2 protein-coding genes are annotated in these 19,116 nt (G+C 53.6%); both read left to right on the top strand.

The genetic code is table 11. The annotated features are described in order from the left end of the window. The first annotated feature begins 15 nt into the window (after positions 1-15). Positions 16-18,042, top strand: coding sequence for an SDR family NAD(P)-dependent oxidoreductase (locus tag AC6ROY_RS03755; RefSeq protein WP_500098664.1), 18,027 nt, complete (start codon positions 16-18; stop codon positions 18,040-18,042). Positions 18,043-18,222: 180 nt separating this feature from the next. Further along, positions 18,223-18,939: an acyltransferase domain-containing protein gene (locus tag AC6ROY_RS03750; protein WP_500098663.1), complete on the top strand. Its 717-nt coding sequence runs from the start codon at positions 18,223-18,225 to the stop codon at positions 18,937-18,939. Positions 18,940-19,116 lie beyond the last annotated feature (177 nt).

Raw genomic sequence — 19,116 nt, 5'->3', positions numbered from 1 at the left:
TGGGAGCGATAAAGGATGAGGATACCGGACTTTCTATCAGATTTCAATACGAATGAAATTGCGGCGCCTAACGGAACCTTGCTATTAGCGCCTGATTGGGAAGAAGAACGGGCAGAGACAGCTGCGGGGACACCCGATCATGTGCGGCATCTTGTCCTGCTTTGTGGTCTGGATCAGCTGGACAGGGAAAGCATGCGAAATCTGATGAAAGGAGCAGAGCTTATAGCGCTGCAGGATACATTCAATGAGCTTGATGCAAGGTATCAAGCTCTTGCTGTGCAGATCGTGGCGGTGGTCAAAAGAGTGCTTGAAGAGAAACCGCGGGGCGGCGTGCTGATCCAGCTTGTGGCTTCTAATCAGGAGGAGCAGCGGTTATTCGTAGGTCTTTATGCGATCCTTCAGACGGCCCATTGGGAAAACCCCCGTATACGGGGGCAATGGATTGAAGTGGAGCCGGTTGTGACGGTCGAAGAGCTGGCAGTCAGACTCGTTGCGGACAGCCGGAGCATGACGGCAGGCAAAATCCGGTATCAAGAGGGACAAAGATGGGCCGCAGGGTGGAAGGATGTTACGGAAGCCTCCTCCATGCGGGAAGAGGCTGTTGTGCCGTGGAAGGACCGGGGAATTTATTTGATTACCGGCGGTACAGGAGGCTTGGGACTTATTTTTGCCAAAGAAATCGCAAGTCGGGTCCGTCAGCCGATTCTTATTGTTACCGGCCGTTCCCCATTAAGCAAGCAGAAGGAGATGGAGCTTGACAGATTACGAGAACTTGACGCGGAGATTGCTTACAGGCAAACGGATGTGGCCCGCAGGGACCAGGTAGAAAAGCTGATCCAAGGCATCAAGCAGGAGTTTGGCGGTCTGCATGGGATTATCCACAGCGCGGGTGTGATCCGTGACGGCTTCTTGCTGAGAAAAGCCGAGGAGGAACTGCAAGAGGTACTGGCCCCGAAAGTTTCGGGGCTGGTCAATCTTGATCTTGCCAGTCAAGCGCTTCCGCTTGACTTCTTCGTTTGCTTCTCTTCAGCCGCAGGCAGCCTTGGAAATCCGGGACAGGCCGATTACGCCGCAGCCAACGCTTTTATGGATGCATATGCGAAGCATCGCAATACGCTTGCCGCAGATGGACGGCGCCGGGGACAGACGTTATCTGTCGGCTGGTCACTTTGGAAAGAAGGCGGCATGCAGGTGGACCAGGAGACGGAACGCCTGATGCAGCGAAGCTGGGGGATGACTGCGATGGAGACAGGTTCCGGCATTCAGGCATTTTACCAGGGACTGGCCTCCGGCCGCGATCAGGTGCTTGTCGTCTCGGGGAACGTACCAGACATAAGGAAAAAACTGCTTTCGGATGCAGCCGAAAAGCCGAAGAGCCGCAATGTGGTGAAGAGCACGCAGGCAGTAGAACCGGCATTGCTTCAAGAGCGGACCGGTCATCGGTTCAAGCAGCTATTCGGCGAGATAACAAGCATGAATGCCTCCAAACTTGATCTGAGAGAACCCCTCGAAAGCTACGGCATCGACTCGATTATAATAAACGAGTTAAACCGAAGGCTGGAGCCTATTTTCGGTGAGCTTTCCAAAACGTTATTTTACGAGTATCAGACGTTGGGGGAATTGATTGAATATCTCATTGCGGAGCTGCCGGAGAAGTGCGTCGCATGGACCGGACTCGGCGAGCAAGCGGGGGAGATTCCGGGTCCAGCCGCCGATGGCTCTCCGGTTTCGGCACATCAACCGGCGCACCAGGCGGATTTCCCTGTACTGGTTTCGTTAAAAGAGCGGAAGAAGCGGCCCTCCAGCTTTATTTCCAAGATGCCAGAGTCAGAGCCTGAACCTGAAGCGGAGCAGGGCCGCAACGTCCGAGAGCCGATTGCCATCATCGGTATGAGTGGACAATATCCTCAAGCGAATAACCTGAAGGCGTACTGGGAGAATTTAAAATCCGGCAAAGATTGTATTACTGAAATTCCCGAGGAACGCTGGTCTTTAGACGGCTTCTATGACTCGGATCCTCAGGAGGCTGTGGCGCAGGGCATGAGCTACAGCAAATGGGGAGGCTTTCTGGAATCGTTCGCAGACTTCGACCCGTTATTTTTTAACATATCTCCCCGCGAAGCCATGTCGATGGACCCTCAGGAGCGATTGTTCATTCAGTCCTGCTGGGAGGCGCTGGAAGATGCGGGATATACACGCGAGCTGCTTGCGGTAAGGCATCGCCGCCGTGTAGGCGTGTTTGCCGGGATTACGAAGACCGGCTACGATCTGTACGGCCCGCAGCTGCGGGAGCAAGGGGAGTCCGGTCATCCCTACACATCGTTCAGCTCTGTGGCGAACCGGGTATCGTATTTCCTGAATTTGAACGGACCCAGCATGCCGGTAGATACGATGTGCTCCTCCTCTTTGACTGCGATTCACGAGGCCTGCGAGCATCTTTATTTGGGCGAATGCGAAATGGCGATCGCTGGCGGGGTGAATCTGTATCTGCACCCGTCGAACTATTACTTTCTGAGCGCACAGAAGATGCTTTCGAAGGACGGAAGGTGCAAAAGCTTCGGAGAAGGGGCCAATGGCTTTGTACCCGGCGAGGGGGTCGGCGTTGTTGTGCTGAAGTCTCTAGCCCGCGCCATTGCGGATGAGGACCCTATCTATGCGGTGATCAGAAGCACAAGCATTAATCACGGCGGGAAAACCAACGGTTACATGGTGCCGAATCCGGCAGCGCAAGGAGAGCTCGTTCGAGCCGCTCTGGACAAGGCCGGTATTAATGCCAGGGCGGTCACTTATATGGAAGCTCACGGAACAGGGACCGATCTGGGCGATCCCATTGAAATTACCGGACTGACCCAGGCCTTTGCCAAAGATACGGATGAGACCGGATTTTGTACGATCGGTTCCGCCAAATCCAATATCGGCCATTTGGAGGCGGCGGCAGGCATTGCCGGGATAACGAAGATCGTCCTGCAAATGAAGCACCGGATGCTTGTGCCCAGCCTGCACGCCAAGGTACCGAATCCGAATATTCAGTTCCCCAAAACGCCTTTTGTCGTTCAACAAAAGCTGGAGGAATGGAAAAGGCCGCTCCTCCAGCTAAACGGCAAGAGCTGGGAACATCCGAGAATCGCAGGCGTTTCATCCTTTGGAGCGGGGGGCTCCAACGCGCACGTGCTGCTGGAGGAGTATAGGCCTGCAGAAGTCAGCCAGCCTCGTTGTGTCATTACGCATGAAAATCCGGCGATCATTCCGCTGTCGGCTCGAAACGAAGCCGGGCTGAAGAAGCAGGCGGAGCAGCTGCTGGAGGCAATCCGCACGGAGGAATGGCCGGAAAGCAGTCTGGCTGACATCGCTTACACGCTCCAGGTCGGGCGCGAGGCGATGGAGGAACGGCTCGTTTTCGTTGCGGGCTCGATGACTGAGCTGCAAGCCAAGCTGGAGAGTTTCGTGGAAATTCGGGACGATACAGCAGGTCTGTACACAGCAGGTCTGTACAGAGGACAGGCCAGACCAAATAAAGAAGCCGCAGCGGCATGGGAGTCGGACGTGAAAAACGCGGTTGACCGATGGATGGAGCGTGGCGAGTACGGGAATATACTGGAGCTTTGGGTACAAGGGTTAGGCTTTGACTGGAATCGGCTTTATAAGGAGAATAAACCCCGGCGTATCAGTCTGCCGACTTATCCGTTTGCCAAGGAACGCTACTTTATCGCAGAGAAAGACAGAACACCCGATAAGCTCCGTCCGGAAAGGAACAGGATCGCAGAGGATACCGATTTGGCGGTATACGCCAAGAGAAGGTCTGCGGGAAAGGGACGAAGACCGGAAATGAAGGGCCTCTCCTTGGAGCAATGTTTGGAATGGGACTTGAAGGAGGCAATCGGCAGCCTGCTGCAAATTCCTCTGGATCGTCTAAATATCGAAATAAATCTTGCGGATTTCGGCTTTGATTCGGTCGGTCTGGCCAATTTGGCAGCCCATCTTACCAAACATTATGGAATCGAAATTTCGCCGGCCATCTTCTTCGGACATTCGACGATTGAACAGGTAACACGCTATTTAATGAAAGAGCATCGGAATGCCGTTTCGGAGTTTTACTTTGAAGAGACTGTGCAGGCTCCGGTCCGCGCACCGTCCGTGAGCCGTGAGTCCCGAGTGATGAAAACTAAGGCAAGAAACGTGCCGCAAGATGTTCCCGAACCTATTGCCATCATCGGCATGAGCGGACGATTCCCCGATGCCAGAAATATCGAGGAGATGTGGGCGATCCTTACAGAAGGCCGCAGTGCGGTCAAAGAAATTCCCGCCGATCGTTTTGATTGGCGGACCTATTACAGTGAGAACGGTAAAACGCCTGACAAAACCGACTCTAAATGGTGCGGTTGTATCCCGGGCGCAGCTGAATTTGACCCGCTTTTCTTCGAAATTTCGCCTAAGGAAGCGGAAACGATGGACCCAAGGCAGCGGCTGCTGCTTCAAGAGGCTTGGAAGGCATTGGAGCATGCGGGATACGGAGCGAGGAAGCTTCAGGATAGGAAAATCGGCATGTTTGTCGGTGCGGAACAAGGAGACTACCAGCTTCTGACCAAGGGAGAAGGCGGTATTACATCCAATCACAACGCAATTTTGGCGGCAAGGCTGTCCTATTTTCTGAATCTGAGCGGTCCTGTGATGGCGATGGATACAGCTTGCTCCTCGGGGCTAGTGGCTGTGCATCAGGCATGCCTTAGTCTGCGGATCGGCGAGTGCGATACCGCAATTGCGGCCGGGGTCAATTTGATGCTTACGCCCGAGCCGTATATCGGAATGAGCCAGGCCGGCATGCTATCCAGAGACGGTCAATGCTTTACCTTTGATCAGCGGGCTAACGGATTGGTTCCCGGGGAAGCCGTTGCCGTCGTCGTGCTCAAGCCTTTGTTTTCAGCCGAGGCGGACGGAGATCCGATCCTCGCGGTTATTCACGGAAGCGGCATGAATTACGATGGAAAAACAAACGGCATTACCGCTCCCAGCGGAACCGCACAAACGGAGCTGCTGAAATCGATTTACGATCAATATAAGGTTGATCCGGGCGACATCGACTATATCGTTACGCACGGTACGGGGACCAAGCTGGGAGATCCAGTTGAGATACACGCGCTGCATGACGCATTCAAGGGCTATACGGAGAAGCTGGGCTATTGTGCGATTACGTCGAATAAAACGAATTTCGGCCATACCTTCGCTTCTTCAGGCTTGGTTAGCTTGATTAACCTTGTGCAGGCTTTCCGCCATGAAACGATTCCAGGAAGCTTGAATTTCGAGCAGGCAAACGAGCATATCCAATGGAAGGACAGTCCTTTCTACGTTAATACGACGAACAGGCCATGGCCAAGCCGTGCAGAGAAGGGCCGGCTAGGCGCCGTAAGCGCATTCGGCATGAGCGGTACGAACGTACATATGGTGCTGCAGAGCTACTCCGGAGCGCAATCGGAAGAAGCTCCTTCGGGCAGACCTCCATATTTCCTGCTGGCGATCTCGGCCAAAACGAAAGAGGCGCTGGAAGATAAACGGAGGGACTTGGCGTCCATGCTGCAAAACTCGCGGGATGAGGAGCTGCTGCATGTCAGCTATACGCTGCTGGAGGGCCGGCAGCATTTCAACCACCGAATCGCCATCGTAGCAAGAGACCGGGCGGATGCGATATACGCTTTAAGCGGAGCAATCAGCGCCAAGGAAAGCCTGCCGAACCTGTTCGCGGAGAAGGTGCCCCGGGATTTCACTAAACAAAGCTTGCTCCAGCACTATGTTAAGGAGCTTCTGAGCCAGGCTCAATCGTTACGGAGCGACTCGATCAAATACCGTGAAACCCTCTATGCGGCAGCGGCTCTTTACTGCCAAGGCTATGAGATTGACGGAAACGATTTATATGAAGGTTTGATGCCGCGCCTCATCTCATTGCCGACGTATCCATTTGCAAGAGAACATTATTGGATATTGGAGAAAAAAGCATCATCAGGACGTACTGTGTCGGGGAGAGCAGGCTTGCGGATCAGAAACGGGAAACAGCAGGCGAAGGCTTCGGCAGCTTCAATCGACAAGAGAACGCCAGATGACCGTACCCGTACAACGGATGAGCCGTACGAGCTGATGACATTTAAAGAGGTATGGGATGAGCAGGCGTTGGACGAAAGTTCCGTCGGAGAAGTGAAGACTGTAGTTTGCTTTCTCTCCCATATGGACAGCAAGCTGGCCGCTTTGGAAGCTGTGCAGGCTTTTGGAGCAAACACGGAGATCATTTTCATTTCAAGCGGCACAGGCTATGCCAAAAACGCCCCGCAGGAGTACTGCATTTCGGATGCGGATCAAGCTTCGTATGAGCAGGCGATGGGCAGTATTAAGGAAGATTATCGAAAGGTCGATGCCGTACTGTATGCATGGGCTGTCGAAGAGGCCAAGTACGTCCAGGACTATTCCGCGATTGTACGGCTGCTAAAGGCAATGGCCGCCACAGGTATGAAGCCTGAGCGTTTACTGCTTGCCGGTCTGTATGAGAACCCGCTGGAACGCTGCCATCTGGATTCGTGGATTGGTTTTGAACGTTCGCTGAGCCTGGTGCTGCCGAACATGCGGGTGACCGTAGCGATACTTGAGCGCGGAGACGGAGCTCCGGAACGGAAGCGGGAAGCGGCCGTGAAGGATGCGATGCAGATGCTAGGGGCAGAGCTCTTCGTAAGCCATGGGCAAAGCGTGCTGTACGTTGGAGGAAAGCGGCATGTTTGCCGGGTCAAGCCGGTCGCAGTCGAGCCGGGCGACAGCTTGCTCAGGCAAGGGGGGACGTACCTGATAACAGGCGGCTGCGGAGGCCTGGGGCTGCTGTTTGCCGAATATTTGGCCGGAAAATATGCTTCCAACCTAATCCTTACGGGGAGATCGCCGATAGATGAGGACAAGCAGTTCCGGATCAATCGACTGAACGGCTTGGGCAGCCAGGTTTTATACGTGCAAGCGGATATTTGCGATGAGCAGCAGATGAAGGAAGGATTGGAAACGGCTAGAGATCGTTTCGGACCTATTCATGGGATTATTCACGCAGCCGGAGTATCGGGGAGCCTCACGATTCTGGATAAGGAAATCGACGATTTTCAAAACGTACTGGCCCCTAAAATCGCAGGAACATTGGCGCTGGATGAGCAAACGCAAGCAGATCCGCTGGACTTTATCTGTTACTTCTCCTCTTCTTCAGCCATATTAGGAGATTTCGGGGCTTGCGATTATGCGGTCGGCAACCGTTTCGAAATGGCCTATGCGTCTTACCGGACCGAGCGGAATTTGAACGGACGATCGTTGGTTATTAACTGGCCGCTCTGGAAAGATGGCGGCATGGGCTTTAGCGATCATGAGAATATGAAGATGTACCTGAAATCAAGCGGCCAGCGTCTGCTTGAAGCCGAAGAGGGCTTGGACATCTTCGAACGAATGCTCTCTTGCGGTTCTGTACAGCATCTGGTGCTGGCGGGACAGCGCAGCCGTGCGCACCGCTTCCTTGGATTGGCCAATCTTAGCCCTTCCCTGGATACGGCTGCGCCAGTTGACGCGAACGCTTCGAATGTTGCTGCGGGCAAGGGCTGGCGTGTCGAGCTGAAGGGCTTGAACCTGGAGCAGTGTCTGGAATGGGACTTTAAAGCGTTGGTTAGCACGATGCTGAAAATTCCCCATGATAAGCTGGATATCGAGGAAAATCTGGCCGATTTCGGCTTCGATTCGATCCGTCTGGCAGAGTTCGCTGCCTTGTTGGCCGGGCACTACGGGATCGCTGTTACGCCTTCGTTGTTCTTTGGACATTCTACGATCGCCAAGCTGATTCGTTACTTTGCTGATGAACAAAGGGAAATGGTAAAGGAATTTTATCGGGAAAGCTCGGCAAAACAGACGGCTACTCCAAGCGTTTCCGTTCCTTCTGCGAACCCGACAATCCCGACAACACAATGGCGGGCATTCAGGGAAAGCAAGTCGGCCCACAAGGAAAATCGAGCCCTCGTTCACGAGCCGATTGCAGTCATAGGGATGAGCGGCCGCTTTCCGGAAGCCAGAAATCTGGACGAGATGTGGGCGATTCTTGCCGAAGGGAAAAGCGCGGTCAGCGAAGTGCCCGAAGAGCGGTTTAATTGGCGGCGTTATGATCGGGACGGGGATGAGGAGTCCGGAACAGTCAACTGCAGATGGTGCGGTACGGTTCCCGGAGCTGGCGAATTTGACCCGATGTTCTTCGAAATTTCACCTAAGGAAGCGGAAACAATGGACCCAAGGCAACGGCTTCTGCTTCAAGAGGCATGGAAGGCGTTGGAGGATGCCGGGTACGGGCCGGATCAGCTGAAAACAGGCAAAATCGGCATGTTCGTAGGCGTGGAGGATGGCGATTATCACCTGCTGGTGAAAGACAAAGGCAGCATAACCTCCAATCATAGCGCGATTCTGGCGGCGCGGTTGTCCTATTTCCTGAACTTGTCGGGCCCTAATATGGCGATCAATACCGCCTGCTCATCCGGCTTGGTTGCTGTCCACCAGGCGTGTATGAGCCTGCGCAGCGGAGAAAGCGACACGGCCATCGCTGCCGGAGTCAATCTGATGCTTACACCCGATGCCTTTGCCGGGATAAGCCAGGCGGGCATTTTGTCTGAGGACGGCAATTGCTATGCGTTCGACAATCGGGCCAGCGGCACGGTTCCCGGTGAAGCGGTCGCCGTCGTCGTGCTCAAACGGCTGTCGCAAGCGGAAGCGGACGGAGACCCGATCTATGCGGTCATCCGCGGCAGCGGCGTCAATTACGACGGCAAAACGAACGGGATTACGGCCCCAAGCGGCGTCGCTCAAGCCAATCTTTACAAAGAAGTATACAATCAGTATCAAATCAATCCCGAAGAAATCGCGTATATTGTGACCCACGGGACGGGCACGAAGCTGGGAGATCCTGTAGAGGTTAATGCTTTGAACGATGCGTTTAAAGCGTTTACAAGCAAAGAGCGCTTTTGCGCGCTCACCTCCTCCAAGACGAATTTTGGACACAGCTTTGCCGCTTCCGGCCTGGTCAGCCTCATCAATCTGGTGCTCGCCATGCGTCATGAATTTATTCCCGCCAGCCTTAACTGCGAGCAGGAAAACGGATATATCCTGTGGACGGACAGTCCATTCTATGTCAATAAGGAAGGGAAGCCCTGGATTGCCGAAGAAGGGAAACCGCGGATCGGCGCCGTAAATGCTTTCGGAATGAGCGGAACGAATGCCCATATGGTGCTTGAGAGCTACCGGAGACAGGAGAGCGGTGCGAACGCAGAGCGTCCTCCTTACTATCTGCTTGCCTTGTCGGCCAAAACCGGGGAGGCGCTGGCAGAGAAGGTCCGGGATTTGGCGGAGCTGCTCCAAGGTAAGGCGCTCAGCGAAGAGGAACTGCTGAACATCAGCTATACGCTGCTAACAGGGCGGCAGCATTTCAACCATCGCTGCGCCATTGTCGTTCAGGATCGTGAAGACACTCTACAAGCATTAAAGCGAATAGGCAGTGGGGAGAAGCTGCCTTACTTGTTTGAGGGCAGAGTCGCACGAGACTTCAGCGGCCAAGGGGCGATCCGGCAGTATGCCCGCGAGCTTGTTGCGAAGAGCCGGACTGTGCTGGCTGTTAAGGACCCGTATCAGGAAACGATTTGCGCTCTGGCGGACCTTTACTGTCAGGGATATGACATGGATTGGAACCTGCTGTTCGGCGAGATCAGACCTTGCAAGGCGAAGCTGCCTACCTACCCTTTCGCGAGGGAGCTTTACTGGGTGAAAGCAGGCGAAGAACAATACGACGAGCAGGAATGCCTATGGATGGAGGAGATCGAGCGGTACCCGGCAGAGAACGAGCAGCCGCTTGCAGTTAAAAACGAACCTTCCGGAGACTTCGATTCGAAAGCGCTGGCGGACGCTGCAGCAGAGCGGCTCAAAAAGCTGCTGGAAGAGGTTGCCGGAATTCCGGGCCACAGGCTGGAGGATAACGCATCCTTTGAAGAGCTGGGGCTGGATTCCTTCATGATCGTTTCTCTTAACAAGAAAATCGAACAATGGGTAGGCAGCCTGGACGCGACGCTGTTTTACACGTACAACAACGTCAAGGCGATGGCCGCTTATTTGGCCGAGGCTTACAAAGACACGATATCCTTACAGACGGTGAGAACGGCGCCAAAAGCAGCTGTGCGGAGCTTGAAGGAAGCGTCGATGCCCGGCGCTACGGCTACTTCAGGTTCTGCCCGTTCAGCGAGAATTGCTGCCAAAAATGCGGCTCCATCTGCTCGTGACATCCGCACACATACGGATATTGCAATTATCGGGGTCGCCGGTAAGTATCCGAAGGCGGATAACTTGGACCAATTCTGGCGTAACTTGGTGGATGGAAGAGACTGCATCGAAGAAATTCCGCCAAATCGTTGGCCGCTGCAAGGCTTCTTCGAGCCGGATCGGACAAAAGCCGTGATGCAAGGGCTCTCCTACAGCAAATGGGGCGGCTTTCTGGACCGCATCGAGTATTTCGATCCGCTCTTTTTCAACATTTCGCCGCTTGAGGCCATGTATATGGACCCGCAGGAACGATTGTTTCTGGAGATCGCCTGGAGCTGCATGGAGGATGCCGGATACACGAGGGAGTCGCTGAAACGTGACGGATACGGGAATCGAATCGGCGTATTTGCAGGCGCTACCTTCAATAACTATCAGCTGTTTATGTCAGAAGCAGCCGGACGCGCCAAGCAGGCTGCGTATATGGCGCCAAGCCAAATGTTTTCCATCGCCAACCGGGTTTCTTATGTGATGAACTTTACCGGCCCTAGCCTAACGGTCGATACGGCTTGTTCATCGTCGCTTTATGCGGTTCACCTGGCCTGCGAAAGTATTCGGAACGGGCAATCCTCCATGGCTATTGCGGGCGGGGTTAATCTCTCTTTGCATCCAAGCAAATATATTACGTTGGCCCAAGGCCAATTCAGCGCCTCGGACGGACGTTGCCGGGCATTCTCGGAAGGGGGGACGGGGTATGTTCCGGCAGAGGCGGTCGGGGCCGTGCTCCTCAAGCCTTTGCCGGAAGCGATCAAGGATAGCGATTTTATATACGGGGTTATTAAAGGAACTGCCGTCAGCCATGCAGGCAGAACGAACGGTTATACCGTCCCGAGTCCGGTCTCCCAATCTCTCGCTATTGAAACGGCGCTGCAGCAGAGCGGGATTCATCCGAGAACCGTCAGCTGTATAGAAGCACACGGGACCGGGACGTCGCTCGGTGATCCTATCGAGATCAAAGGGTTGACGGATGTATATGGCAAATATACGGAAGAAACGGGATACTGCTCGATTTCCTCCGTGAAATCGAATATCGGCCATGCGGAAGCGGCAGCCGGAATCGCTCAGCTGACCAAGGTGCTATTGCAATTCAAGCATCAGACTTTAGTGAAAAATGTGATGCACGGGAATGGCTTGAACCCCAACATTGATTTCGGCCGGACCCCCTTTGTCGTGCAGGATAAAGCAGAATATTGGAAGCGGCCCGAGGTGGGCGGCCAAGAGGTTCCGAGGCGAGCGGGAGTTTCTTCCTTTGGCGCGGGAGGGGCCAACGCCCATCTGGTTATCGAGGAATACGTCCCGGAGCAGCGGAAAGCTTCACTTCCACAAATTGCTACGGGCCCGCAAATGATCGTCTTATCGGCCAAAAATGAAGACAGGCTTCGGGAGCAGGCAGCGCGGTTATTGTCCGCGATCCGGGAACGAGCATTGTCCGATGCCGAGCTGGCTAATGTCGCGTTTACGCTTCAGGTCGGGCGCGAAGCGATGGAAGAACGCCTCGCAGTCATCGTCGGCTCGATCAAGGAGCTTGAGGATAAGCTGACCGATTTTATGGACGGCAGGTCTCCTGTCCGCGATCTGTTTCGCGGAGGGGTCAAGCGCAATAAGGAAACGATGTCAATGTTCGATGCGGATGAGGAAATACAGGAAGCGGTTTCCAAATGGATTCAGCGAGGAAAGCATGCCAAGCTTCTCCAGCTATGGGTGAAAGGACTGCAAGTGGACTGGAACGCCTTCTATGGCGATGATGGACCCGGACGCATAAGCTTGCCTGCTTATCCTTTTGCCGGGGAACCATACTGGGTGCCCGAGATCGAAGCTTCGGCCGAAGCCGGCGTAAGCGAAGAAATTATGAAGTCATCTGCGATTCATCCGTTGCTTCACCGGAATACGTCCGATCTTACTGGTGTGCGCTTCAGCTCGGTCTTTACGGGACGTGAGTTTTTCCTTGCGGACCACGTTGTGAAAGGGCAGCCGGTGTTGCCTGGCGTGGCTTATTTGGAAATGGCACGGGCAGCTGTAGAGCAGGCCGGAGCCGCTTTGGAGAATGGCCGGACAGCTGTACGGATCAGGAACGTCGTTTGGGCCCGGCCTATTACAATAAGCGAACAACCGGTTCAGGTGCATGTTGATCTTATCCCCGAAAACAACGGTGAGATCGGCTATCAAATTTACACCGATGCAGCGGAGTTGGACGCGGAGCCTGTGCTGCATAGCCAGGGAAGCGCTGTACGATGCGTCTTGGAACCATTGCCGCAATTGGATGTCAAAGGGCTGATGGCTGAATGCAATCAAGGTGTCATTGCGCCCGACCGGATCTATAACACCTATAAGGCCATGGGCATTGATTACGGCCCGGCGCATCAAGGTATTGAGAACGTGTACGTCGGAACGGACCGGGTGCTGGCGAAGCTGGCGATTCCTTCCAGTGCTTTGGGGACCAAAGAGTTGTTTAGCCTTCACCCGACTCTGATGGATTCGGCCTTGCAGGCGACGATTGCCTTCATGATGAGCACAGATCCGCATGCTTCCCAGGCTTTGAAGCCCGGGCTGCCTTTCGCATTGGAGGAGCTTGAAGTGCTCGACAGCTGCTCTACCGATATGTGGGCGCTCATTCGGTATAGTGAAGGCAATAAGGCCGGCAGCAAGGTTCAGAAGCTCGACATCGACCTATGCGACGATTACGGTACCGTCCATGTGCGGATGAAAGGATTTTCAACCCGCATTCTTGACGGGGAAGCCGGTTCGTCATCCGGAGCGGCGGAGTCTCCCGGAGTGCTGATGCTGGAACCCGTCTGGAAGGAACATGCCATAGAACCGGCTGCCGCATCTCTAGCGTATGTCAAGCATCTTGTGTTCCTTTGCGAAACCGATCCGGCTATGAGGGCGCAGTTGGATAACCAAATTGGCGAAGCTCGCTTTGTTGAACTGGATTCTCGGCAGGAGGACATTGCGGAACGCTTCATGACCTACTCGGCCCGGGTATTCGAAGAAATCAAGAGTGTTCTCGGAGATAAGCCGAAGGATAAAGTCCTTGTACAGGTTGTTATTCCCTCTGATCAAGAGCACCAGCTTTTTGCCGGACTCGCTGGTCTGCTGAAGGCAGCTCAGTCGGAGAACGCCAGGCTGGTCGGTCAAATCATTGAAATCGAAGCGAATGCCGGCGATATTGCGGTCAAGTTGATGGAATGCAGCCGGTATCCGTCGAATCCGCACATTCGATACCGGGACGGCAAACGTTGGGTCGCGGGTTGGGATGAGCTGATTATGCCTCAAGAAGCGGCTCTTCCATGGAAGGATAACGGGGTCTATCTGATCACAGGCGGGGCAGGCGGGCTCGGTATCCTCTTTGCAAAAGAAATTGCGGAGAAGGTGAAGCAACCGACATTGATCCTCACCGGACGCTCTCCGCTTGCCAAGGATAAGGAAGCCGAGTTGGATAAGCTGCGGGCAATTGGAGCCAGGGTGGCGTACAGTCAAACGGATGTCACGAGCAAAACACAGGTTTCGAGTCTGCTTGAGCGCGTTCGCGAAGAGTACGGAGCCCTACATGGAATCATTCACGGGGCAGGGATCATTCGCGATAATCTGATCGTCAAGAAAACAGTGGATGAGCTGCGGGAAGTGATGGCATCCAAGGTAGCCGGACTGGTGAACCTGGACGAAGCCAGCAAAGCTATGCCGCTGGATTTCCTGATCGCCTTCTCTTCTGTGGCCGGGGTGACGGGGAATCCGGGCCAGACGGATTATTCCGTCGCCAACGCTTTCATGGATGCTTATGCTGCGTATCGCAATGTACTGGCCGTTGGGAAGATGAGGCATGGGCGTATGCTCGCCGTCAATTGGCCGCTCTGGAAGGAGGGGGGGATGCGCGTCGATGCGGAAGTGGAGAACATCATGCTGCGCAGCTTGGGGACCGTTCCGATGCCAACTTCAGCCGGCATCCAGGCATTGTACCGTGGCTTTGCTTCGGGGAAAGCTCAGGTCGTTGTCATGGCAGGCATACTGTCGCGCATCAAGGCCAGAATGCTTCCGTCAGCGCTCTCTTTAACTAAACCGTCTAAAGTATCCGAAGCCGCTTCCCATGTCACTCGCGAGGCTGATCCCGAGGTTCTGCTGGACAAAATCCGGTCGGCCTTAATGCAGGCCGTTTCCAAGCTGCTCAAGGTCAAGTTGGCGGATATTGACATTCATTCGGAATTAAGCGATTACGGATTCGATTCCATATCGCTGACACAGTTTGCCAACATGCTCAATGATGAGTACAAGCTTGATTTGACGCCTACCTTATTCTTTGAACATACAACGCTGAACGATGTTGCCGGTTATTTGCTGGAAGAGCATCAGGCTTCTTTTATTGTAGAAACGCATGCGATAGCCGAGCCGATGATTGCTGCAGTGCAACAGCCTCAACCAACTGAAGAGGTAAACATGGAAGTAAGGGAAGAGTTAGTCCATTTTAAGAAGCGGCGTACCCGACCGGCTATCGAAGAAGCTCCGCCCATGCAGTCTGCACAAGCGGCGGCGGCCGAACCTATTGCGATCGTAGGAATGAGCGGTTTATTCCCAATGGCTAGTAACGTGAATGAGTTCTGGAGCAACATTGTGGCTGGAAAATCTTGCATCGAAGAAATTCCGAAGGAGCGCTGGGACTGGAGAGAAAACGTTGGCGGCCTTGCGGAGGGACAAATGAAAACCGGCGTTAAATGGGGAGGCTTCATTGATGGCGTCGACGCATTTGATCCGCTGTTTTTCGGTATTTCTCCGAGAGAAGCGGAAATCATGGACCCGCAGCAGCGGCTGTTAATGATGCAGGTTTGGAAAGCGATTGAGGATGGAGGCATTGCTCCTAGATCTTTAACCAGGCGCCCTACAGGCGTCTTCGTCGCTGCCGGTCCAGGGGATTATATGAACACGGTGTCCAATTCACTGGGAGATCCGCAGGCAATGACCGGGGTAGTCCCATCCCTGATTCCGAACCGGATTTCGTATACGCTGAACCTGCAGGGGCCGAGTGAATACTATGAAACGGCTTGCTCTTCCACACTCGTGGCACTGCACCGGGCGGTCCGCTCAATTCGCGACCGGGAATGCGAACAAGCGCTTGTAGGCGCCGTTAATCTGCTGCTAGCTCCTGTCGGGTTCACCGGTTTCGATGCTATGGGCTATTTGAGTCCCGAAGGAAAGGCGAAATCGTTTCAGGCCGGAGCAGACGGATTCGTGCGGAGCGAAGGCGTCGGTGCAGTCCTGATCAAGCCCTTGTCAAAAGCTATAGCAGATAACAATCGGATTTATGCGGTGATTAGAGGGACCGGAGTTTCCCACGGCGGCTCGGGCATGTCCTTGACTTCTCCCAATGCCGGAGGAATGAAAGCGGCCATGAATCAGGCTTTCAAGAGCGCGGGAATCGATCCGCGAACCGTGTCCTACATCGAGGCGCATGGGATTGCTTCTCCGATCGCAGACGGTATTGAAATTAATGCCCTGAAATCGGGTTATCAGGAGATCGCCTCGTACTTCCCGTCTGAAATACAACCGGAGCGGTCATGTTATATCGGCAGCTTGAAGCCGGGCATTGGTCACGGGGAAGTCGCTTCGGGCATGGGGGCGTTGATTAAATCCGTTCAGGCAATAAGGCATAAGCTTATTCCGGGGATTCCGGGATTTACAGCTCCGAATGAGCATATTTCATTAGAGGGAAGCTCGCTGCGCATGACCTCCGAGCATCACGATTGGGACTCATTAACCGATACCGGGGGCAAGGTGCTCCCGCGCCGGGCAAGCATTAACAGCTATGGCATTGGCGGTGTGAATGCTCATGTCGTACTCGAAGAATATGTCCCTGCCCAGGAAAGCGTTCCGGCAGCGTCGTCCGCCAAACCTCAGCTGGTGGTGCTTTCGGCGAAAAATCCGGATCGCTTGGAGGCTTCTGTCCGGCAGATGCTTGCATTCGCGGAAAATGAGCCGGAGCTTTCTTTGGCGGATTTCGCGTATACGCTGCAGGTTGGAAGGGAACCGATGGAATCGCGGCTGGCGTTTGCGGCGGGCAGCAGGGAGGAGCTGATCCATGGCTTCCGGCAATTCCTCAACGCTCTAAGCGAGGACCCGGCTTTTGAAAAGGATATGGGAACGAGTCCCTCGATTTCTATGTTTGTGGGGGATACAAAAAGCAATGGGGAAAGCAGGACCGGGGAAGGTCAGGTAGAAGCGCTTCTGGCGGAACCGAATCTTGAGGAGCTGGCCTTGTATTGGACGAAGGGGGGCAAAATTCCGTGGGAGCTTCTCCATCAGGGGGAAGAAGCCCGTACACTTTCCTTGCCCACCTATCCATTTGAGAGCAGACGATGCTGGCCCGGACCTAAGCCTGTGACTGAAGCAATTGCCGAACAGCCCGGGCGCTCAATTAAAGAAGAGCGTGTCAGCCTTGCTGAAACCGCGTCTGCTTCTGTAAACAGTCGTGTTACGGATATCGTATCCCGCATATTGGGGATGGCGCCGGATGACATACATCCGGATACGCCGCTGAACCAATACGGGCTTGACTCTATTTTGCTTATGCAGCTGCTTCAGCAATTGCAAAATCGAATTAATCCGGATTTCGATCTGGCCGGACTGCTGGAATGCAGGACACTGCAGGACATTATGGACAAGGTATTCCCGCATGACAAGGAGCAACTGTTACAACTGACGCAGCCGACGAGCCTTACGACCTCAGCTGGTTGGACGCAATTTCCCGAGCTCATTCTTCTTCATAAAGGCATCGAAGGAGCGCCGGTCTTCTGGTTTCACGGAGGGCTTGGCGGAGTGGAAATGTATCAAACGCTTGCCCAAAAAAGCCGCAGGCCGTTCTACGGCATCCAGGCCAGAGGTTGGCTGACGGATCGGTCTCCATTGCAAGGGGTTGGTGCGATGGCCGCTTACTATGCGCATATTATTCAAACGGTCCAACCCGAAGGGCCTTACGATCTGGGGGGATATTCCTTGGGCGGCGTTCTGGCCTATGAGGTCATACGTCAATTACAGGAGCTGGGGAAAACCGTCAGGACCGTTGTGATGCTGGATTCGCCTTATGGCATCGAGTTTCAGCAAGGCGCTATCTCCAGACAGTCAGCGGTGTTGCAGGCCGTGAATCTGGCACTGGCGTCCAAGCATTTTCAAGAACCGGAGAAATTCGTGCAAACCCTCATTCATCGGGATGAACTCGATTTGAACGTAGGAGAAGAGTTGCTGCTCAAACAGCTAATTGAGCTTGGAAACAGCCGTGGGCTCACAAAGACCGAGGAACAGATCGTTTCCATGATCGAGGCCAACATCAAGATCCAGCATGCTTATCAGTTTGACCGGTTTTCGGTCATGCCGCTTCCCGACGCCGATGCGGTGACCTGCTACTATTTCCGTAATAAACGAGGATTGATTTTTGGGGAGCTGGAGCCCTATTTCTCCACAATAGAGGATTCGTCCGCTTTGGATCGCGCTAACTATTGGGAGGAGTGGGAGCGGCAATTCCCTAACCTGCACATGATTGATATTGATGTCTCCAATCATATGGTGCTGCTATCCGAGCCTCAGGCCTCCGAGACGATTTACGAATTTTGTGAAAAACTGTATGCCGGAAAAGGGATGACCGGCAGATTTCTCCAAACCTTTAAAAACAAAGCCAAAAAGCTGCACGGGAATAAGGTAACTGTGATGGATTAAGCACGAGATGGCGTACTCCCGGTTAAGACGGTTCAGATATCCGAACTGTCCTAACCGGGAGTTTCTTATTTTTCCAGAACAAATAGGAGAGACAATTCCATGCCTCATTTTGTTGCTTTTCGAATGAGGGCGAAGCAGAAAAACGCGTTGCATTTTCGTTAAACCAGAGGTGATAAGCAGATGGAAAAAACGAACATCTTTTTGTTTTCCGGTCAAGGATCGCAATACTATCAGATGGGCAGGGAATTATATCATCATCAACCGGTGTTCCGCCATTGGATGCGTCATCTGGATGAATGCTATTACCATATTTCCGGCAAATCGGTCATTAATGAGCTTTACGCAGATAAAAATCAGATCGGTAAAACCTTCGATCGCCTGGCGTTCACGCACCCATCCATATTTATGATCGAATACGCCTTGCTTAATTACGAATCTCATTTCGTCGTATCGGGGGAAGCGGGGGGGCTTTCGGAGCTGGAAGCTTATCTAAAGGAAAGAAGAATTCCATACCAAAACCTGCCGGTTCACTACGGCTTCCATTCCAGGTGGATCGATGCAGCAGCTTCGCCCTACAAACGTTACATAGACAACATTTTGTTCAAAAATCACGAGATCCCCATTATTTCGGGTCTGACGGGAGGAGACGTCAGCGATTTCGAGCCGGACTATTTTTGGCATGTCGTCAGGGAACCGATTCGCTTTCGCAGCGCCTTGAAATCGCTGCCGCCCGGGGAGAAGAAGCGTTTTATTGATTTAGGACCGTCGGGAACGCTTGCAAACTTCGTTAAAAATAATTTTCAAGGACTTGGGCAAAACGATATCTATACCGTATTGAGCCCTTTCCACAAAGATTTATCTGTACAGTCGTTAAATCGTTTGATTTCACATGGATGAGTGAATGACGAAAGAGCTGGTGTTAACGCGCTGGACCGCGCCCACAGCCAGCAGCGACTGGCGCGGAGAGATTCGGATCGAGTGCTTCTTCTGTACGATGATCTGCTAGTACAAAGAACCTAAAATAACGTTACTATATTTTCCTGTATGGTATACTCTAGATAGAATCTATCGAAC

Source organism: Paenibacillus sp. sg306046 (assembly GCF_059821225.1).
This window is presented reverse-complemented; position numbering and strand designations above follow the sequence as displayed.

Coding starts and splice junctions, on each gene's coding strand:
- AC6ROY_RS03755 (WP_500098664.1), top strand. CDS start 16: ATGAGGATACCGGACTTTCTATCAGATTTCAATACGAATGAAATTGCG.
- AC6ROY_RS03750 (WP_500098663.1), top strand. CDS start 18,223: ATGGAAAAAACGAACATCTTTTTGTTTTCCGGTCAAGGATCGCAATAC.